This window comes from Streptomyces sp. NPDC047869, from assembly GCF_040704065.1.
In the GTDB taxonomy this organism is placed as follows: Bacteria; Actinomycetota; Actinomycetes; order Streptomycetales; family Streptomycetaceae; genus Streptomyces.
In genome coordinates this window covers 14665-34830 of record NZ_JBEYRK010000002.1, presented here as the reverse complement: position 1 = coordinate 34830, position 20166 = coordinate 14665, and the positions used below count along the sequence as shown (strand labels likewise).

The 20166-nt window shown below is 74.7% G+C and carries 15 protein-coding genes; 9 read left to right on the top strand and 6 right to left on the bottom strand.

Annotation, left to right across the window (positions count from 1 at the left end; all coding sequences use genetic code 11):
* The first annotated feature begins 36 nt into the window (after nucleotides 1-36).
* From AB0924_RS02650 to AB0924_RS02640, 3 genes are read left to right on the top strand one after another with little or no spacing between them, the layout of a single operon-like run.
* Nucleotides 37-1167, top strand: a complete 1131-nt coding sequence (locus tag AB0924_RS02650; protein ID WP_358937417.1) for a glycosyltransferase family 1 protein — start codon at nucleotides 37-39, stop codon at nucleotides 1165-1167.
* A complete protein-coding gene (locus AB0924_RS02645; RefSeq protein WP_366910496.1) occupies nucleotides 1164-2345 on the top strand; it encodes a glycosyltransferase in 1182 nt (393 codons plus the stop codon). Before AB0924_RS02650 ends, AB0924_RS02645 begins: the two co-directional genes overlap by 4 nt.
* Complete coding sequence (locus tag AB0924_RS02640; RefSeq protein ID WP_358937413.1) at nucleotides 2342-3310, top strand: SGNH/GDSL hydrolase family protein; 969 nt, start codon at nucleotides 2342-2344, stop codon at nucleotides 3308-3310. The genes AB0924_RS02645 and AB0924_RS02640 overlap by 4 nt, the downstream gene beginning before the upstream one ends.
* Here the strand turns inward: AB0924_RS02640 and AB0924_RS02635 are convergent.
* From AB0924_RS02635 to AB0924_RS02615, 5 genes are all read right to left on the bottom strand, one after another.
* The gene (locus AB0924_RS02635; protein ID WP_358937411.1) at nucleotides 3211-4080 is read right to left on the bottom strand and encodes a biotin-dependent carboxyltransferase family protein; all 870 of its coding nucleotides are present in this window, start codon (nucleotides 4078-4080) and stop codon (nucleotides 3211-3213) included. The genes AB0924_RS02640 and AB0924_RS02635 overlap by 100 nt on opposite strands.
* A 40-nt stretch (nucleotides 4081-4120) precedes the next feature.
* On the bottom strand, nucleotides 4121-4738 hold the full coding sequence (locus AB0924_RS02630) for an allophanate hydrolase subunit 1 (RefSeq protein WP_366910638.1): 618 nt from the start codon (nucleotides 4736-4738) through the stop codon (nucleotides 4121-4123).
* A 5-nt stretch (nucleotides 4739-4743) separates the two neighbouring features.
* Nucleotides 4744-5502: a 5-oxoprolinase subunit PxpA gene (locus AB0924_RS02625; RefSeq protein WP_358937409.1), complete on the bottom strand. Its 759-nt coding sequence runs from the start codon at nucleotides 5500-5502 to the stop codon at nucleotides 4744-4746.
* 74 nt (nucleotides 5503-5576) lie between these two features.
* Nucleotides 5577-6416, bottom strand: coding sequence for a putative hydro-lyase (locus AB0924_RS02620; protein WP_366910495.1), 840 nt, complete (start codon nucleotides 6414-6416; stop codon nucleotides 5577-5579).
* Nucleotides 6413-7732 (bottom strand): MFS transporter, encoded by a 1320-nt coding sequence (locus tag AB0924_RS02615; protein WP_366910494.1) that lies wholly within the window; start codon nucleotides 7730-7732, stop codon nucleotides 6413-6415. Before AB0924_RS02615 ends, AB0924_RS02620 begins: the two co-directional genes overlap by 4 nt.
* Before the next feature lie 148 nt (nucleotides 7733-7880).
* On the opposite strand from AB0924_RS02615, the gene AB0924_RS02610 reads away from it, so the two are divergent.
* From AB0924_RS02610 to AB0924_RS02595, 4 genes are all read left to right on the top strand, one after another.
* On the top strand, nucleotides 7881-8582 hold the full coding sequence (locus AB0924_RS02610; protein WP_366910493.1) for a GntR family transcriptional regulator: 702 nt from the start codon (nucleotides 7881-7883) through the stop codon (nucleotides 8580-8582).
* Nucleotides 8583-8739: 157 nt separating this feature from the next.
* A complete protein-coding gene (locus AB0924_RS02605; RefSeq protein WP_366910492.1) occupies nucleotides 8740-10266 on the top strand; it encodes a hypothetical protein in 1527 nt (508 codons plus the stop codon).
* Between the two features lie 31 nt (nucleotides 10267-10297).
* The gene (locus tag AB0924_RS02600; RefSeq protein ID WP_358937399.1) at nucleotides 10298-11176 is read left to right on the top strand and encodes a hypothetical protein; all 879 of its coding nucleotides are present in this window, start codon (nucleotides 10298-10300) and stop codon (nucleotides 11174-11176) included.
* A 37-nt stretch (nucleotides 11177-11213) separates the two neighbouring features.
* Nucleotides 11214-15881: a hypothetical protein gene (locus tag AB0924_RS02595; protein WP_366910491.1), complete on the top strand. Its 4668-nt coding sequence runs from the start codon at nucleotides 11214-11216 to the stop codon at nucleotides 15879-15881.
* Nucleotides 15882-15942: 61 nt separating this feature from the next.
* Here the strand turns inward: AB0924_RS02595 and AB0924_RS02590 are convergent, their stop codons facing one another.
* Nucleotides 15943-16473: a hypothetical protein gene (locus AB0924_RS02590; RefSeq protein WP_358937502.1), complete on the bottom strand. Its 531-nt coding sequence runs from the start codon at nucleotides 16471-16473 to the stop codon at nucleotides 15943-15945.
* A gap of 418 nt (nucleotides 16474-16891) precedes the next feature.
* Here AB0924_RS02590 and AB0924_RS02585 point away from each other — a divergent pair, with 418 nt between their 5' ends.
* On the top strand, nucleotides 16892-19726 hold the full coding sequence (locus AB0924_RS02585; protein ID WP_366910490.1) for a nitrate- and nitrite sensing domain-containing protein: 2835 nt from the start codon (nucleotides 16892-16894) through the stop codon (nucleotides 19724-19726).
* On the top strand, nucleotides 19723-20157 hold the full coding sequence (locus tag AB0924_RS02580) for a roadblock/LC7 domain-containing protein (RefSeq protein ID WP_358937393.1): 435 nt from the start codon (nucleotides 19723-19725) through the stop codon (nucleotides 20155-20157). The genes AB0924_RS02585 and AB0924_RS02580 overlap by 4 nt, the downstream gene beginning before the upstream one ends.
* The last annotated feature ends 9 nt before the right edge of the window (nucleotides 20158-20166 follow it).

Sequence of the window (20166 nt, the reverse complement as noted above, 5' to 3'; positions counted from 1 at the left end):
TGACGCGGCCACGTCCAGCACGGCGACAACACCCGTATGCGTGTCGTCATCGTGACCGAATCCTTTCCCCCCGACGTGAACGGCGTCGCCCACTGCGCGTTCCAGACCGCCCGCCACCTCGTGGACCGCGGTCACCATCCGCTCGTCGTCGCTCCGGCCACCGCACCCGGTACCAGGGCCGACTCCCTGGCGGAACCGTGCCCCGTCGTCCGTGTCCCCTCCCTCCCGCTGCCCGGCTACCCGCAGGTCCGGGTGGCGCTGCCCAGCCGGCGGCTCGCCGCCGCGCTCACCGGGCACCGGGCCGACCTGGTCCACCTGGCCGGCCCCTTCGTCCTCGGCGTCCGGGGCATGGCGGCCGCCGCCCGGCTCGGCATACCCGCCGTCGCCGTCTACCAGACCGACCTGGCCGGATACGCCCGTACCTACATGGGGGCCGGTGAGGCGGCCGCCTGGCGCCGGATCCGCTCCGTGCACACCGCCGCCGACCGCACCCTCGCCCCGTCCAGCGCGGCCCTGCGCGACCTCGAGGCACACGACGTGCCCCGGGTCCGGCTGTGGCCGCGCGGTGTGGACACCGTCCGTTTCCGGCCGGACCACCGCGACGAGGCGCTGCGCCGTGAACTCGCTCCGAACGGCGAGGTGATCGTCGGCTACGTCGGCAGGCTCGCCCCCGAGAAGCAGGTCGACCTCCTGTCCGGTGTCTGCGGGCTGGAGGGCGTGCGGGTCGTGGTGGTCGGTGACGGACCCAGCCGCGCCCACCTGACCGAGGCCCTGCCGGGCGCGGTCTTCATGGGCCGGCGCACCGGTGACGACCTCGCCCGGATCTTCGCCTCGCTGGACCTGTTCGCTCACACCGGCCCCTTCGAGACGTTCTGCCAGACCGTCCAGGAGGCCATGGCCAGCGGCGTGCCCGTGGTGGCCCCCGCCGCCGGCGGGCCGCTCGACCTGGTCGCCCACGGGCGTACCGGCCTGCTCGTCCCACCGCGCGACGCGGCCGCCGTACAGGAGGCGGTGCGCACCCTGGCCGCCGACGCGGGGCTGCGGGCCGCGTACGGGGCCGCCGGTCGGGCGACGGTCGAGGGACGCACCTGGGCCGCCGTCGGCGACCGGCTGATCGGGCACTACCAGGACGTGCTCGCCGCCCGGAAGACGGCGGTGGCGGCATGACCGGCACACCTCTGCGCATCGTCCGGCTCGCCAACTTCGTCACCCCGGCCTCCGGCGGCCTGCGCACCGCGCTGCGGGAACTGGGCAAGGGCTTCCGGGCAGCGGGCCACGAACCGGTGCTGGTGGTGCCGGGCGAACGGCACTCCGACCGTGACACGGAGCAGGGCCGGGTCATCACCCTGCCCGGACCCGTGCTGCCCGGCACGGGCGGCTACCGCGTCCTGGCCGACAGACGGCGCCTGGCCGCGCTCCTGGAGCGACTGGCTCCGGACCGCCTGGAGGTGTCCGACCGCACCACCCTGCGCTGGACCGGCCGCTGGGCGCGCCGCGCGCGCGTACCCGCGGTCATGGTCTCCCACGAGACCGCCGACGGCGTGCTGCGCACCTGGGGCCTGCCGGAACACCTCGCCCGGCGGACCGCCGACGCCCTCAACACCCGCACCGCGCACGTCTACGCGCGCGTGGTGTGCACCACGGAGTTCGCCGAGCGCGAGTTCGTACGCATCGGCGCGCGCAACGTCGTACGCGCCCCGCTCGGCGTCGACCTGACGGAGCGGCACCCCGTCCTGCGGGACCCCGGGCTGCGGGCTCTCCACGCGCGCGGTGACGAGGCGCTGCTCGTCATGTGCTCACGGCTGTCCGTGGAGAAGCGGCCCGGAACCGCCCTGGACGCCCTGGAGGCCCTGCTGCGGCGGGGCCGGCGGGCGGTGCTGGTGGTGGCAGGGGACGGACCGCTGAGGGGGCGGCTGGAGCATCGCGCGCGCGAACGCGGGCTGCCGGTGACCTTCCTGGGCCACGTCGCGGACCGGGCGGACCTCGGCACGCTCCAGGCGTCCGCCGACGTGTGCCTCGCGCCCGGACCCGCCGAGACCTTCGGGCTGGCGGCGCTGGAGGCCATGGCGTGCGGGACGCCCGTGGTGGCGAGCGCGTCCTCGGCGCTGCCCGAGGTGCTCGGGTCCGCGGGAGTGGCGGCGGCCGACCGGGGCGATGCCTTCGCGGACGCCGTGGAACTGCTGCTGGCACGCTCCGAGCCCGAGCGGAGGGAGGCGGCACGCGCGCGTGCCGAGTGCTTCGGCTGGGGCGCGGCGGTGGAGGCGTTCCTCGCCGCGCACGACGCGGAGGTGCTCGGACATGCGGACGCTCCGGACCGTCCCGCCACCCGGGAGGGCGCGGCATGAGACCCGTCCGCTTCGTGGCGCTGGGCGACTCGCTGACGGAGGGCGTGGGCGACCCGCTCGGGGACGCCTGGCGGGGCTGGGCCGCCCTGCTGGCCCCCGCCCTCACGCAGGACCCCGGCCGGACGGAGTTCACGAACCTGGCCGTCAGCGGAGCGCGGACGCGGGACGTGCGCGAGTCGCAGACCCCGGCGGGGCTCGCGCTGCGCCCGGACCTGGTCTCCGTGGTCGTCGGCGTCAACGACACGCTGCGCCACACCTTCGACGTCGACGCCGTGGCCGTCCGGCTCGACCAGGTGTACGCGGTCTTCACCGGCCAAGGTGCCACGCTGCTCACCGCCTGCCTGCCCGATCCCGGTGCGATGCTGGGGCTACCGGGCGCACTGGCCCGCCCACTGGCCCGCAGGCAGCGGGCGGTCAACACCATCGTGCACGCGCTGTCCGACCGGTACGGGGCGGTCCACCTGCACGCCTCGGAGGGTGCCTGGCTCACCGACCGCGCCCTGTGGAGCGCGGACCGGCTGCACCCGGGCGAGCGCGGCCATCGGCAACTCGCCGTCCGTTTCCACGCCGTGCTGGCGGCGGCGGGCCTCGCCACCGGTGCACCGCCGTCCGCCGAACCGGAGTTCCCCGCTCCGACCCGTGCGGCGAGCCTGCGGTGGCTCGCCACCGCCGGGACCGGCTGGGTGGCCCGGCGCTGCACCGACCTGCTGCCCCAACTGCTGCGGCTGGCGGCGGACGAGGCGCGGCACCGCGCGCGGGGCACCGCCGACCGCCTCGACCTGCGCGCGTCCGCCGCGGTGTCACAGGCGCTGGCCGCCCTGCCCGCGGCCCGGCGCGGCGAGGACGGCCGGACCGGCGCCGTGGATCAGCGGCGCCGTACCGCCACGAAGCGCACCGGGGTGCCCGGGACGGCCTGCGCGGCCGCCGGGAGGTCGGCCGCGCGCACCACGGCGATCACCGGGTAGCCCCCGGTGGTCGGATGGTCCGCCAGGAACACCACCGGGCGGCCGTCCGGCGGGACCTGGACCGCGCCGAGCACCATGCCCTCGCTGGGGAGTTCGCCGCCGCGGGCCCGCTCCAGGGCGGGTCCCTCGGTGCGCAGGCCGATGCGGTTGCTCGCCGGGGAGACCCGGTACGCGCGCGTGGTCAGCGTTCGCAGCGCGCCCGCCGTGAACCAGTCGTCGCGCGGGCCCGTCGTCACCCGGAGCACCAGTTCGGCCGGGGGCCCCGGCTGGGGGACGGCGTCCACGCGCGCGGGAGGGCCGGCCGGGGCGCCCAGCGGCAGCACCGCGCCGTCCGTGAGGGGCGCGGGACCGAGGCCGGACAGCAGGTCGCGGGAGCGGCTGCCGAGGACCGGCTCCACGGCGATGCCGCCGGACACGGCCACATAGGCGCGCAGGCCGGCCACGGCCGTGCCCACCTCCAGCAGCTCACCGGCGGGCACGGCGACCGGGGCGCCCCAGGCGGCCGGCCGGCCGCCCACCGTGACCGGGCACGGGGCGCCCCCGACCGCGACGGTCACCGTCGAACGCGGGCGCAGCGCACAGCCGTTGACCGTGGTCTCCAGGACCGCCGCGTCCGCCGGATTGCCGGCCAGCCGGTTGACGAGAGCCGCCGCGCGCGGATCGAGCGCTCCGGAGCGGGGCACGCCGAGGTGGGCGTGACCGGGGCGCCCGAGGTCCTGCACGGTGGTCAGGGCCCCGGCCCGCACCACGACGAGCGCACGGTCGCTCACGTGCCCTCCCCGGTCACCGGGCACACGCGTGCGTACGCCCTCACGCGTCCCCCACCGGTATGAAGCGCACCCGTGTGCCCGGTGAGAGCAACGCGGCCGGTACGCGCGCGTGGTCCCACAGCACCGCCTCCGTGGTGCCGATCAGCTGCCAGCCGCCCGGCGAGGAGCGCGGGTAGACACCCGTGTACGGCCCCGCCAGCGCCACGGCACCGGCCGGTACCGCCGTGCGCGGAGTGGCCCGGCGCGGGACGTCGTAGCGGGCGGGCAGCCCGGTGAGGTAGCCGAAACCGGGCGCGAACCCGCAGAAGGCCACCGTGAACTCGGTGTCCGCGTGGATCCGGGCGACCTTGCTCACGGGCACCCGCCAGTGGGCGGCGACCTCGGCGAGGTCCGGGCCGTCGTAGCGCACGGGGAGTCCGACCGGCTCGCCCGTGTGCGCGGGAGAGGCGGGCGCTTCGGAGGAGGCCAGTTCGGATGCCAGACGGGCCGGGTCGGCGAGGCCGTCGAGCAGGACCGTACGGGCCGCCGGGACGATCTCGCGGACGGTCAGCGAACCCTCCGCGCGGCGCCGCAGCAACTCCGCGTGCAGGGCCTGCGCCTGCGCGCCGGAGGCGACCTCCACCAGCAGGGCGTCGTCACCGACGGGGAGTGCCGTCACGCGGCTCATGCGAAGGCCTCCACCCGGACGCCCGCCGCCACCAGCCGCTCGCGCACCCGGCGAGCCAGATCCACCGCGCCGGCCGTGTCACCGTGCAGGCACAGCGAGCGGGCGCGCACCTGGATCCGCGCGCCGGAGTGCGCGACCACCGAGCCGGAGCGCGCGAGACCCACCGAGCGTTCCACGACGGTCTCCGGATCGCTCACCACAGCGCCGTCCCGGTCGCGCGGTACCAGCGTGCCCGCGTCGGTGTAGGCGCGGTCGGCGAACGCCTCCGGGACGGCGGGCAGGCCCGCCGTCCCGGCCAGCTCCAGCAACCGAGAGCCGGGCAGGCCCAAGACCGGCAGCGAGGCGTCCACCAGCAGCACGCCGTCGACCACCGCCGCGGCCTGCTCCTCGTCGTGCACCACCCGGTTGTAGAGCGCGCCGTGCGGCTTGACGTACGCCACGCGCGCGCCCGCCGCCCGGGCGAACACCTCCAGGGCACCGATCTGGTAGGCCACTTCGGCCGTCAGCTCGGCGGGCGGCACGTCCATCGCGCGCCGCCCGAACCCGGCGAGGTCCCGGTAGGAGACCTGCGCGCCGATCGTCACCCCGCGCGCGGCGGCCAGTTCGCACACCCGGCGCATGGTGGCCGCGTCGCCCGCGTGGAAACCGCAGGCCACGTTGGCGCTGGTGACGACGGACAGCAGTCGCTCGTCGTCGGTCAGCCGCCAGCGGCCGAAGCCCTCGCCCAGGTCGGCGTTCAGATCGATCGCGGTCATGGTCCCTCGTGTCTTTCCGGTCCTCGTGTCGGGTGCCGCCCGGGCTCTCGTGCCGGGTGTGCCGCTCGCCCGTGTCAGTCGACGCCGGCCACGCGGTACTGCTCGTCCCGCACGTCGGTCAGGAACATCTGGCCCGGTGCGTGGGTGATGGCGAACGGCGGCTGGGACGCCATCACCGCCGCCTGCGGGGTCACCCCGCACGCCCAGAACACCGGGATGTCGTCGGGCGCGGCATCCACCGGGTCACCGAAGTCGGGCCGGCCGAGGTCCTCGATGCCGAGGGCCGCGGGATCGCCGCAGTGCACCGGTCCGCCGTGCACGGCCGGCAGCAGGCCGCTCTCCCGGATCGCGGTGCGCAGGTGCCGCGGCGGCACCGGGCGCATGGACACCACCATCGGCCCACGCAGCCGGCCCGCCGGGCGGCACTGCCTGCCGGTCACGTACATCGGCACGTTGCGGCCCTGTTCCACGTGCCGGATCGGGACGCCCGCCCCGGCCAGCGCCCACTCGAAGGTGAAGCTGCAGCCCAGCAGGAACGACACCAGGTCGTCCCGCCAGTACGCGCGCGCGTCCGTCGGCTCCTCGGCCAGTTCGCCGTCCCGCCACACCCGGTAGCGCGGCAGGTCGGTGCGCAGATCCGCGTCCGGGGCGAGCACGGTCGTGGCGGAACCCGCGTCCGTGACGTCCAGCACGGGACAGGGCTTGGGGTTGCGCTGGCAGAACAGCAGCATGTCGTAGGCCCAGTCGGCCGGCACCGCGATCAGGTTGGCCTGGGTGTGCCCGGCCGCCACACCCGCCGTGGGCCCGGAGAGACCCTCCCGGAAACGGGCCCGCGCGGTCCGCGGGCTCCACGCGTGCGCGTGCTCGTCGACGAGGGTCACGGGCCGGTCGGAGGTACGGTCCACCCGCGTCATGCCAGCTCCTTCCCGCGCGTCTCAGGCAGCCCGAGCAGGGCGAGCGCCGCCAGGCCGTAGCCGACCGCGCCGAAGACCAGCGCGCCGCCCACGCCCCAGCTGTCGGCCAGGAAGCCCACCAGGGTCGGGAAGACCGCGCCCACCGCGCGGCCGGTGTTGTACGTGAAGCCCTGACCGGTGCCGCGCACCGCCGTCGGGTACAGCTCGCTCAGGTAGGAGCCGAAGCCGCTGAAGATGGCGGACATGCAGAAGCCGAGCGGGAAACCGAGCACCAGCAGCAGGGTGTCGGCGCCGTGCCGGATGTTCGCGTAGGCCAGCACGCAGACCGCCGAGAGCAGCGCGAACAGCCAGATGTTGCGTCGCCGGCCGAGCCGGTCGGTGAGGTAGCCGCCGGCCAGGTAGCCGAGGAAGGCTCCGGAGATCAGGAAGGTCAGGTAGCCGCCGGTGCCCACCACGGACAGGCCGCGCTCGCTCTTGAGGTACGTCGGCACCCAGGTCGCCAGCGTGTAGTAGCCGCCCTGCACGCCCGTGGACAGCAGGCTCGCGAAGACCGTCGTGCGCAGCAGACCCGGATCGCCGTCCGTGGCCGGCCGGAAGATCGCCGTGAACGAGCCGCGCCGCGGGCTCTGCTCGCGGGCCGCCGTCGCCTCGGGCGCGTCGTGCACCCGGCGCCGCAGCCACACCACGAGCAGCGCGGGCAGCGCGCCGGTCCAGAACATGATCCGCCAGGCCAGGTCGTCACCGGCGAAGGAGAAGACCAGCGTGTAGGCGACCGCCGCCAGCGCCCAGCCGACCGCCCAGGAGCTCTGGATGGCGCCGAGGGTACGGCCCCGGTGCCTGGCGCTCGCGTACTCGGCGACCAGGATGGCGCCGACCGCCCACTCACCGCCGAAGCCGAGACCCTGCAGGGCGCGGAAGACCAGCAGCGTCTCGTAGTTGGGCGCGAAGCCGCAGGCCACGGTGAAGACGGCGTACGTGATCACCGTGATCATCAGCGCCCGGACCCGGCCCACCCGGTCCGCGACCACCCCCGCCACGGCACCGCCGATCGCGGAGACCACCAGCGTGACGGTGGTGAACAGGCCGGTCTGGCCGCTGTCCAGGCCGAAGTACGCCGCGAGCGCCACCATACTCAGCGGCAGCGTGAAGTAGTCGTAGGAATCCAGGGCATATCCGCCGAAAGCTCCGGCGAACGCCTGACGGCCGCGCGGGCCGAGAGCCCGCAGCCAGCCGAACGCGCCGTCGTCGGCGGTGCGTTCACCTGTTGCCGGTCGCTGGTCCGGTGTCGCGGACCGGGGCGGAGGGGTCGCGCTCATGGGCACCTCGCAGAGAGGGGACGGAGGGTGCGGTGAACTGAGCAGTGCCGTGCGGAAGTTGTGCCGTGCCGAGCACCGTAGAGGATCGTTCAACGATCCTTCAATACCCCTGTTGTTCCGTTCCCCCGACTGCGATTGAATTCCGGGCATGGCAGAGCAGCTGACGGGACTGGCCGACGACCGCGCCCTCCTCGGGCGCACCAGCACCGCCGAACGGGTCTCCGACATCCTCCGCAGCCGGGTCGCCGAGGGCTATTTCCCGCCGGGCACCCGCCTGTCCGAGGACGCCATCGGCGGCGCGCTCGGGGTCTCCCGCAACACCCTGCGCGAGGCGTTCCGGCTGCTCACCCATGAGCGTCTGCTCGTCCACGAACTCAACCGCGGTGTCTTCGTCCGGGTCCTGACCGTGGAGGACGTCGAGGACATCTACCGCATCCGCGCCCTGGTCGAGTGCGCCGTCGTCCGCGGCCTCGGTGAGCCGCCGTACGCGCTCGACGGACTGGCCGCGGCCGTCACCGAGGGGCAGCTCGCCACTCACGAGAACGACTGGAAAGCGCTCGGTACGGCCAACATCCACTTCCACCGCGAACTGGTGGCACTGGCCGGCAGCGAACGCACCGACGAGCTGATGCGCAGCGTCTTCGCCGAGCTGCGGCTCGCCTTCCACGTCGTCGACCACCCGCGCCGGCTGCACGAGCCGTACCTCGCCCGCAACCGACAGATCCTGCAGGCCCTGCAGTCCGGGGACCGGCGCGAGGCCGAGCGGCTGCTGAGCACCTACCTCGCCGACTCGCTGGAACGGGTCGTGGAGGTGTACCGGCGCCGGGTCGGCGAGGACACCTCCTCCTGACACCCGGTGCGCGTCGAGTCCTCCTCGCGCCGGGCGCCGGCCGAGATCACTCACCGTGCCCGCGGGGCCGGCTCCCGGCGCCTGTCGAGCGTCTGTGACGGCCGTCGCTTCTGCGTCGTTTGGGTCGTTGTCAGACCGAGGACCTAGTCTGTGCACCGTGACTTCGCCTGCATCGACGGACAGCGTTCCGCCCCAGCTCAGCGCGGGGCCGCGCCCGGCACCGGGCCCGGCCGCCGACGAGGGGCTGGCGCGGCGGCTGCGCGCGCTCGCCTGCACGGCACCGCTGCACGACCTCGACGCGCGCAAGTCCAGCCTGGCCGGTGAGTACTCCGTGTACGGCATGGCCGAGGTGGCCCTGGCCGCCATCGACCTGGTCACACTGAACATGGACTTCGACACGGGCGCCGACCACGAGCAGATCGTGGCCCGGCTCGTCCCGCGCATCGCCGCCCAGGCCCCGCACCGGCCCACCGCCGAGCACGAGCGCGTGGCCCGCTGGGTCCTGGAGAACCTGATCAACGTCGGCAGCGTGGACCGCGGCTTCCGCGCGGTGTACGGCACGTTCGCGCCCGACGGCACCTACGTCCGCCGTGACTACGACTTCAAGCTGATCGAAGAGGTCCCCGGCCCCGGCGGCACGGTCTACCTGCGCACGACCGACGAAGCGGTCAACGTTCTCGTCGGCGCCCTGGACACCGACGTCACCAGCGCGCAGATCGCCGCCGAGGTCAAGCTCGAGGTACTGATCAACCGGGGCCGCCTCGCCGACGCCCAGCTCGCCGCCGAGCAGGCCCGCTACCGCACCGTGCAGTACTCGGAGACCCTGCGCCGCGCCCTGGAGGCCACCCGGCGCAACGTCCGCGCGGTCGACTGGCTCAACGCCGTGCCCGACATGATCGCCGAGGCCCTCGACCACGTGGCCGACCGCTACCGGCACGAGAACGCGATCCTCACCAACATCCGCAAGGCCCGCGACGAGACCGAGGACCCCGGGAACAAGCGCCGGGCGGCCGAGCTGGTGGACATCGTCAAGGACTGCATCCGCCGGCACACCCAGCTGCAGTCCCGGCTGCTGGAGGCGGGCCCGCTGTTCCGAGCCGAACAGGACAGACAGGCGTTCGCCCCGGCGGCGTCCACCTCCGGGACCGACCTGTACGGCCACCTCCTCGCGCCCGCGCTGCCACTGGAGCTGGAGCGGGCGGTCCGCGTCACGGACGCCTTCTTCGCCAGCGCCACCGGGCTGCGCACCCCGGTGTCGGTGCGGGTCGGCGACCTCGTGGACATCCTGCTGACGCCGCCGGTGGAACGGGAGCACCTCGGCGCGGAGATGCCCGAGCCCGACCTGATCGCGACCCCGGACGACAGCCGGTTCAGCGAGGAACAGCTCGCCGCCGCCATGGAACTGCTGGACCTGCCGGCGGACGCCCCGCGCAGGCTGTCCGGACTGCTCGCCGAGGCACGCGGACAGGACCCCGAACTGCCCTACCTGGTCGCGCTGCTGGCCGTGCACGCGGCCAGCCCCGCGGTCGGCACCGCCTACCGGCAGGGCGAGCCGAAGCTGCTGTTCGCCGTCGACGACGGGACCGAGCTGGACGACCCCGAGTTCGGCGGGGCCGACCTGATCGTCGGAACGGCGCTGCTGGACGCGGCGGGAATGGCCGCCGACCGGACGGAAGCAGCATGAGTGAGCGAGACCGCGACAAGGAGCCAAGACCGTGACCGAGCACGTCGAGTGGAGTGACACGGAGGCCCCGGCCCCGTCGGCGTCCGCCGCCGTCACCCCCGCCGACGCCGCCGACGCGGCGCGGCTCGTCGCCTTCGGGCTGCAGCCCAAACTGCAGCCCGCACGCGACCAGGAGTACACCGATCTGCTGCGCCGCTACCGCGAGGAACCGGCGTTCGCGCGGCTCGCGGACGCCGTCGCCGCCGGCCTCGGCCTGATCGTGCTCGAGGTGTCCCCGCGCGCGGGGATGGCCGTGACGGCCGCCGAGGACTCGGTGTTCGCCGTCCGCATGGGCGACTACGCGCGTCGCACCGCCGCCGACTCCGGGGACCGCTTCCTGCACGGGCTGGCCCACCTGGCCGTCGCCGCGCTGGCGTTCCCGCGCCCGGAGGACCTGGCCGACGACTCCTACATCGGCCGGATCACCGTCAACGGCGTCGACGCCTTCGTACGGCAGGCATGCCGCCGGCTGGAGGAACGGGCCGAGGAACGCGGCGAGAACACCGACCCGGCCACCGACGCGCCCGGCCTCGAGGCCGCCTGGCGGATCTGGGCCCGGCGCAGCGCGACCGGTGCCACCAAGGACGCGCGCCGGCCGGCCGCCTCGACCACGGGCATCGTCGCCAAGGCCGCGGCCTTCCTCACCGACTCCGGCTTCCTGCAGCGCACCGGGGACGACCACGGCGGCACCTACCGCACCACCGCGCGCTACCAGCTCCAGGTCCGCGACCTGGCCGGCGGCGCCGCGATGGCCGAGCTGCTGGAGCTGGGCGTCGTCCCGGTCACCGACGGCTCGGCCAGTCTGCTCGCCGCAGAGGACACCGACGACCTGGAGCTGGTGGCCGACGCCGGGCTGCCGTTCCACTCCTGATCCACCGCATTCCTGACCAGACTTACGAGAGTCCGCCATGTACGAGCTGTCCCGGGTCCGCCTCTACTCCATCGGGCCGGCCGGTGCGCGCTACGCCGACACCGTGCTCGACCTGCGGGGCGTGGGCGGGCCCGTGCCCGACCCCGCGCCCAGGCAGGCGGAGTTCTTCGCGGAGGAGCCGTCCGGCCCGCCGCGTCGGCCCGCGCCCGCGGGCGTGCTGTTCCTGGAGAACGGCGGCGGCAAGTCCGTCCTGCTCAAGCTGATCTTCTCGGTGATGCTGCCCGGACACCGCAACACCCTCGGCGGCGCCAGCTCCGGCGTGCTGCGCAAGTTCCTGCTCGCCGACGACTGCGGGCACGTGGCGCTGGAGTGGCAGCACGTGCAGACCGGCGAGTGCGTCGTCGTCGGCAAGGTCAGCGAGTGGCGCGGCCGCCAGGTCTCCAGCGATCCCCGGAAGTTCGCCGAGGCCTGGTACTCCTTCCGGCCCGGCCCCGGCCTCAGCCTGGACAACCTGCCCGTCGCCGAGTCCACCGCCGTACGGCCGCACAGCGAGGGCAGCTCGGGCGCCCAGGGCCGCCGCCGCACCATGAAGGGCTTCCGCGACGCCCTCACCGAGGCCGGCAAGGCCTACCCCCATCTCGAGGTGCACTGGGAGGAGATCCACGACCGCTGGATCGAGCACCTCGGCGACCTCGGCCTCGACCCCGAACTCTTCCGCTACCAGCGGGAGATGAACGCCGACGAGGGCGAGGCGGCGGGACTCTTCGCGGTCAAGAAGGACTCCGACTTCACCGACCTGCTGCTGCGCGCGGTCACCGACACCCGCGACACCGACGGCCTCGCCGACCTGGTCAGCGGCTTCGGCAACAAACTCGGCCGCCGGGCCGAGCTGATCGCGGAGCGGGACTTCACCGCGGGCTCCGTCGACCTGCTCGGGCGGATCGTCGAGGCCGCCGAGACGCGCTCCCGCGCGCGTGACGTCCACTCCGGCGCCGAACGCCGCACCCGCACCCTGGCCCGGCGGCTGTCCGCGCGGGCCGTGCGGGAGCGGGTGCGCGCCGCCGACCTCGCGCAGCGCGTCACCGCCGCCGCCTACGCCGTCACGCACTCCGAGGGGGCGCGCGAGCGCAGCTCGCTCATCGCCGCCGAACTCGCCTACCAGCACGCGTCCCTGGCGCTCGCCGCCGCCGAGAAGGCCGCCGCAGCGCAGAAGCGCGAGCTGGCCGACGCACGCACCCTGCACTCCGCCTGGCAGGCCGCCGAGGCCGTGCTGCGGCACCGCGCCGCCGCCGACCGGGTCACGCGCGTGTCCGCCGCCATCCAGGAGGCCGAGCGGGACGCGGCCCCCGCGCTCGCCGCCCGCGCCAAGGCCGCTGTGGATCTCGTAAGGGCCCTGCACGCGGCCGCCGAGAGCGCCGAAACCCTCGCCAACGAGGGGGATGAGCGCTCGGCGGCCCTCCAGGAGGCCGGTGAGAGCGGCTACCGCGACTCCACCGCCGCCGCCACCGAAAGCCAGCGCGCCCGCAGCGAGGCCGGGCACCTGCGCCAGCGCCTCACCGAGGTCGAGCAGGAGACGGCCGAGGCGGTGCGCGCGGGCTGGCTCGACGACAGCGCGCCGGACGCCGACCCGGCCCGCGCCGCGCTCGCCGCGAGCGACGCCGAGAAGACCGCCGTCGCCGCCTGGGACGCGGCCCGTGAGGCCGCCCGTAAGGCCACCGAGCACGCCCGCGAGGCGGCCTCCGCCGAGGCGCGCGCCGAGCTGACGGCGGCCCGCGCGGCGGACGCCGCGACCGCGGCCGAGCGCGCACACGACGCCGAGCGGCGCCTCGCCGAGACCCTGGCCGCCGAGGACCGGCTCGCCGAGCTGCTGAGCCTGCCGGCCGCGGCCGGGGCGGCCCGGCCCGGGGTGCCGGCGCCCAGGAGCGGGGCCGCCGACCCGCCGATGCGGGCGGACGACCCGGCGGCAGCCACCCGTTCGCGCGCCGAGGGGCCGTTGGGTCCCGAGGAACTCGACCGTTTCGCCGACGAGTTGCGCGAACTCCTCGACAACGCCGTGGCGACCGCCGAACGGCACCTGTTCGACCTGCGCACGGCCGCCGCCGACGACGCCCGCATCCTCGGTGCCCTGGGCGACGGCGGGTTGCTGCCGCCCGGACCCGACGTGCTGGCCACCGTCGAGTTCCTCGGCGAGCACGGAATCCCCGCGCTGCCCGGATGGCGCTACCTCGCGCAGGCCGTCGACCCCGCCGACCACGCGCGCGTGCTCGCCGCCCGCCCGGAACTGGTCGACGGTGTGATCATCACCGACCCGGACACGCACGCGCGTGCCCGCGAGGCGCTCGGCGACGCCGCCCTGCTGCCCCGCTCCGCCGTGGCGGTCGGCACGGCAGCGGCCCTGCTGGCTCCGACCCCGGCGCCCGGCACCGCCCCCGGCGACGTCTTCCTGGTGCCGCCCAACCCCGCCATGCACGACGAGCACGCGGCGGACGAGGAGCGGCAGGCCCTGCGCGCGCGGGCCGCCGAGCGCGACGAGGAGATCCGCGTGCTCGCCGCCCGGCTCGGCCGGGACCGCGAGCTGGCGGCCCGCCTCGCCTCCTGGCGCACCGGCTGTCCGGCCGGACGGCTCACCGAGCTGGGCGAGACGGCCCAGGAGGCGCGCGCGTTCGCCGAGGAGAGCGAGGCCGAACTCGCCGAGGCACGCACCGTGCGCGCGGAGGCCGACGAGACCGCCGCCGAGGCCACGCAGGTCCGCGACGAGCGGCAGGAGGCCGCGCAGCGGGCCAGGCGCGCCGCCGACGCCCTCGCCGGACTCGCCTTCCGGCTGCGCGAGCGCGCCGGCTGGCAGGTCAGGCTCCGCGAACTCGCCGACGAGGCCGCCGAGTCGGAGGCCCGCGCCCAGGCCTGCCTGGAACGCGCCCGCGCCGCAGACGAGGACCGCCGCGCCGCCCAGCGGGCCGCCGACGACGCCCGCCGCACCGCGCGTGCGCTGCGCGCCGAGCGCTCCGAGACCGCGGGCGCCCCCGACGACCTGCCGGCGGCGGACGCCGACGCGCCGAAGGCCTCCCTGCCCGCCCTGCGCGAGGCCTACCGAGCCGCCTCCCAGGTGTACGAGAAGGTCGGCGTCGGCGCCGACCTGCGGGCCGAGCAGGCCCGCGCGGAGAGCGACGAGAGCGCCGCCCGCGCCGAACTCGACCGCCTCAGCAACAAGGTCCGCACCCGCGCCGAGCAGCTGCTCCAGTCACCGGACGGCTCCGACGGCCCCTCCCGGCAGGCGGCCGCCGCGCGCGCGGAGGAGCTGGTGCAGCTCCTGGAGACCCGTATGTCCACCGCGAGCGAGCAGCTCGGCCGGCTGCGCGGCGAGGCCGAACGACACGCCCCCGAGGACGGCGAGGCGCACACCGAGCTGTTCGGGGAACTCACCCCGCGCGACGCCGAGCACGCCCAGGCCCTGCTGCGCACCGCCACGGCCGAAGTCGCCGCCCGCACCGAGGCGCTGGCCGAGGCCCGGGACGCGCACGCCGAGCTGCTGGAGGCCCACCGGGCCGCCGAGGACGCCGCCGGCGGCTTCGACGAGATCGCCGCCATGCTGCGCGACCTGCTGCGTGAGCACACCACCGACGAGGAGCAGGAGGAACCGGAGCCCTACGCCGGCACTCTGGAGGAGGCCCGGCACTCGGCCGCCGAGGCCCGCCGCTCCCTGCGCGGCTGCGCCGCCGACCTGTCCGCCGCCGAGGCGGCCGTGCGCGAGGCGAGCGACGTGCTCGTACGGCACGCCAACTCCACGCGGTACGAGCAGGTACGCACCCCCGCCCGGCAGCAGATCCGTGAGCTGCCCGCCTCCGCGCTGCCCGAGCACGCCCAGAAGTGGGCGGCCGCCTTCGCGCCCCGCCTGCGGGTCCTCACCGACGAACTGGCCCAGTTGGAGCGCAACCGGGACTCGATCGTCGACCGGCTCCGGGGGCTGGTCGAGTCCGCCCTCGCCACCCTGCGTTCCGCCCAGCGGCTCTCCCGTCTCCCGGAAGGGCTCGGTGAGTGGTCCGGGCAGGAGTTCCTGCGCATCCGTTTCGAGGAGCCCGACCAGGCGACGCTCACCGAACGGCTCGGCGAGGTCATCGACGAGGCCACGCGCGCTGCCGTTAAGAAGAACTCCGACCTGCGGCGCGACGGCATGTCGCTGCTGCTGCGCGGAGTCGCGGCCGCGCTGCAGCCGAAGGGCGTGGCCGTGGAAATCCTCAAGCCGGACGCCGTGCTGCGCGCCGAACGCGTTCCCGTCGGCCAGATGGGCGACGTGTTCTCCGGCGGACAGCTGCTCACGGCCGCCATCGCCCTGTACTGCACGATGGCCGCTCTGCGCTCCAACGACCGGGGCCGTGACAAGCACCGGCACGCGGGAACGCTGTTCCTCGACAATCCGATCGGCCGCGCGAACGCCACCTACCTGCTGGAACTCCAGCGGGCGGTGTCCGACGCGCTGGGTGTGCAACTGCTGTACACCACAGGCCTGTTCGACACGACCGCGCTGGCCGAGTTCCCGCTCGTCATCCGGCTCCGCAACGACGCCGACCTCAGGGCGGGCCTGAAGTACATCAGCGTCGAGGAGCACCTCCGGCCCGGTCTGCCGCAGCAGCCGCAGGCCGGAGAGGCGGTGCACAGCGAGATCACGGCGACCCGCATGTTCAAACGACCGGCCTCAGCGAACCCCTGATCGCGCGTGCGGGGCCCGGCTGAGGGCCGGCCCCGCCGGCCCTCCCGTCCGGCCTGCTCCGTCAGGAGTGGGACAGTTGCCCGGTGCCGCCCCGCCGGCGTATCCGCGCCTGCTCCCGAAGGGTGGCCCGCTCCTGACGCCGACGGCCCCGGCGCTCACGGCGCAGCGCCCGGGCAGTGCTGCTCGGCTCGGAGACGACGCCGTACCGCTGGTTCCACACCTGACGGGTCACCCAGACGTCGGCCACGCCCCAGGTGGCGACGATCGTGCTGACCACACTGCTGATCACCATCGGGAAGGCCAGCCATGACCCGGCCATCGTGCACAGGAACGCCACCATGGCCTGGATCAGCGTCACGGAGGCGATCAGGACCGCCCGCACCGCCGCCGTACGCACCGGGTCGGGCATCCGGCGCCGCCGCGCGGGCTCCTCGACCCACAACTGCCGCTCCCGCTGCCGGAATTCGCCAGTGGACTCCCCGGCGCGCTCATGCTCCGGAATGTCGCGATCCGGCGCTTCCAGGTGCCGCCGCACCGACGAGCGCTCCGCCACGCTCTCCACGGTCGCTCCGCCCCGCTCCGCCGTGCCCATCACCGTGTCACTCCCCACCGCCGGCAGGCCCCTTGCCCCGATGTCCGAAGACGCCGACTCCCAGTGGCTGCCCGGCTTGCGCACTTTTACGCCGCCGGGATGCGGGATGCGGCTCCTGCGTCCGATTCCGCCCCCATTTCCCATGAGGAAAGACGAGTGACGAGCCGCGAAGATTCCCATCGGCGAAAAAATCCAGCCAACCAAGTGTCCGTACTGCTTCGGCCGCTTGAGTCGCGCGCCCCCGTACCCCGGGCGCAAAGTCCCGCAATGCCCTGACAACTCGCCATCTCTCGGCGCTGGCGCGGAACTTCGCACGCCACACGCGTCTTCGAGTTATCTGTGCGGCGGTAGTAGGCTCGCGCCGTTTGTTGACGCACATGTGTACCCCCGACCGGCGGGGGTCGAGCTGGGGGAGGCCATGCGCTTTCGCGGGAAGTCGATCCGCCGGAAGATCGTGGCGCTGCTTCTCGTGCCGCTGGTGTCCCTGACCGCCATCTGGGGCTTCGCCACGGTACTCACGGGTCGTGCGGTCACCCGGCTGTTCAGCGTGTCCGACATCGTGCAGGACATCGGCTATCCCGCCGAGGACGCCGCTCGCGGCCTGCAGCAGGAACGCCGCCAGACCCTCGTCTACCTCGCCGACCCGCGTGCGGCCGACGCCCTCTCGGCCCTCCACCGCACCCGCACCGCGACCGACCGCTTCCTCACCGAGATCCGCGAGCACGCCCGGAACCGTGATGTCCTCGACGGCATGGACGGGGACGACAGCGAGCGTCTGACCACGGTCCTGGACGCCTTCGACGGCCTCGACTCCCTGCGCCGCGGCGTCGAGGCGCGCACGGTCAGCCGTGCCCAGGCCTTCGACCGCTACAACCGTCTCATCGACCCCTGCTATACCTTGCTGGCCTCCCTCGACGGAATCGACAGCGTCGAGATGAACGAGCAGGCCCGGGCCCTCGTCAACCTCACCCGCGCCCGCGAACTCCTCTCCCGCGAGGACGCGCTGCTCGGCTCCGCGCTGGTGGTGGGCAAGGTCTCCCGCGACGAGACCCGCGACATCTCCGACCTCGTCGCCCAGCGCGACCTGCTCTACGACATCAGCCTGCCGCTGCTCCCCGCCGCGGAACGCGACCGGTACGAGCGCTTCTGGGAGAACGCCACCACCGCCCCGCTGCTGGCGGCCGAGCAGTCCGTCACAGGCACCGGTCCCGGAACCCCGCGCGGCGTCACCGCCCGGAGCTGGGACTCCACCGCGGCGAGCGTCCTCGATGAACTCGGCACCCTCGACGACCAGGCCGGCGACCGTTATCAGGACCGGATGCGGCCCGTCGCTGTCGGCGTCATCGTGCAGGCGGCCGTCGCGGGCGTCCTCGGCCTGGTCGCCCTCCTCCTGTCCGTCGTCCTGTCCGTGCGCGTCGGCCGCAGCCTCGTGCGGGACCTGCGCAAGCTGCGCCTGGAGGCGCACGAGGCGTCCGGCGTGCGGCTGCCCAGCGTGATGCGCCGCCTCTCCGCCGGTGAGCAGGTCGACGTGGAGACCGAGGTGCCACGGCTGGAGTACGACAAGAACGAGATCGGTGAGGTCGGTCAGGCCCTCAACACCCTCCAGCGCGCCGCCGTCGAGGCCGCGGTGAAACAGGCCGAACTGCGAGCCGGTGTCTCCGAGGTGTTCGTCAACCTCGCCCGCCGCAGCCAGGTCCTGCTGCACAAGCAGCTCACCCTGCTCGACACCATGGAGCGCAGGACCGAGGACACCGACGAACTCGCCGACCTCTTCCGGCTGGACCACCTCACCACCCGTATGCGCCGGCACGCCGAGGGCCTGGTGATCCTCTCCGGCGCGGCACCCTCGCGGCAGTGGCGCCGCCCCGTCCAGCTCATGGACATCGTCCGGGCCGCGGTCGCCGAGGTGGAGGACTACGAGCGCATCGAGGTCCGGCGCCTGCCGCGGGTCGCCGTCACCGGGCCGGCCGTCGCCGACGTCACGCACCTGGTGGCCGAACTCCTCGAAAACGCCACGGTCTTCTCGCCGCCGCACACCGCCGTCCAGGTCCTCGGCGAACGGGTCGCCAACGGCTTCACCCTGGAGATCCACGACCGGGGTCTCGGCATGACCGCCGAGGCCCTGCTGGACGCCAACCTCCGGCTCGCCGAGACACCCGAGTTCGAGCTCTCGGACACCGACCGGCTCGGCCTGTTCGTGGTCAGCCGCCTGGCCCAGCGCCAGAACGTCCGGGTCTCCCTGCAACCGTCCCCCTACGGCGGCACCACCGCCGTCGTCTTCATCCCCGACCTGCTGCTGTCCGACGACGTCCCGGACACCAACGGCATCGGCTTCCGCCTCGACCGCGACCGGCCGGCGAAGGAGACCGGACAGGCCGTGGGCCTCCGCCCCGCCTGGCCCAAGGCTCCCGCACAGCTCCCCGGCCTGCCGACCTCCGTGCTGGACGGGCCGGTCGAGCTGGAGGCGCCGGTGGACCTGGACGCCATCGGTGACTTCCCAGGTGCGCTGACGGACGAGGAGAGCGAGCGCGGCGGCCTGTTCCGCTCCCGCCGCACCCGCGACCAGGCCGACGAGCGGCGGATCGCACTGTCCGACGAGCCGCATCAGCCGGTCCCCCCGCGGGTCGCCGACAGCCCGGACCCCGGCCGCACCCCCGGCCCCGTACCGCTGCCGCGGCGCCAGACGCCCAAGTTGGTCAGCTCGCACGGCCGGCCCGTCGTCGAACAGCGCGCCCGACGCGGCGCCCCGGACGACCAGCCCGCGCCCGGCCCGCGCCGCACCGACACCGTGGGACCGGCCCCGCTGCCCGCCCGCCGGCGCGGCACGGCGGCCCGGCGGACGCCTGCTGCGCCCGGGCGCGCGGACGAGCCCATGGTTCCCCCGGGCGACGGCGCGGAACAGACCCCCGAGATCCCGGCGCTGCCCCGGCGGGCCCGGTCTCCGCAGACCGCTTCCGGCCGTGGCGCCGGCGAGGGCACCCCGGCCGCGGACGGTCCGGCCCCCGAGCCCGCGTCCGGCGCCGGGCCGCTGCCCCGGCGCGTACGGCAGGCCAGTCTGGCCCCGCAGCTGAAGCAGGAACCCGTACGGCGCCCCGAGCGCGCCGGGGAGCAGGCCGACCGCGACGCCGACGAGGTCCGCGACCGGATGGCCTCGCTGCAGCGCGGCTGGCAGCGCGGCCGTGAGGAGAACGCCTCGGGCGACGACACACGCAACGGCACAGCACAAGGAACGACTAAGGGGGACGGTCGATGACCGCACCGAAGGCCACCGGCCACACGGAGCCGAACAAGGGCGAGCTGAACTGGCTCCTCGACGACCTCGTCGACCGGGTCGCCAGCATCCGCAAGGCCGTCGTGCTCTCCGGCGACGGCCTGCCCACGGGGGTGTCCAAGGACCTGACCCGGGAGGACAGCGAACACCTGGCCGCGGTCGCCTCCGGCTTCCACAGCCTCGCCAAGGGCGTGGGCCGCCACTTCGAGGCGGGCAGCGTCCGCCAGACCGTGGTCGAACTCGACGACGCCTTCCTGTTCGTCACCGCCGCCGGGGACGGCAGCTGCCTCGCTGTCCTCTCCGACGCAGATTCCGACGTCGGGCAGGTCGCCTACGAGATGACACTGCTGGTCAAGCGGGTCGGCGTGCATCTGATCACCGCACCGCGCACCGATCTGCCCGCAGGCGGGTAGTGGGATGAC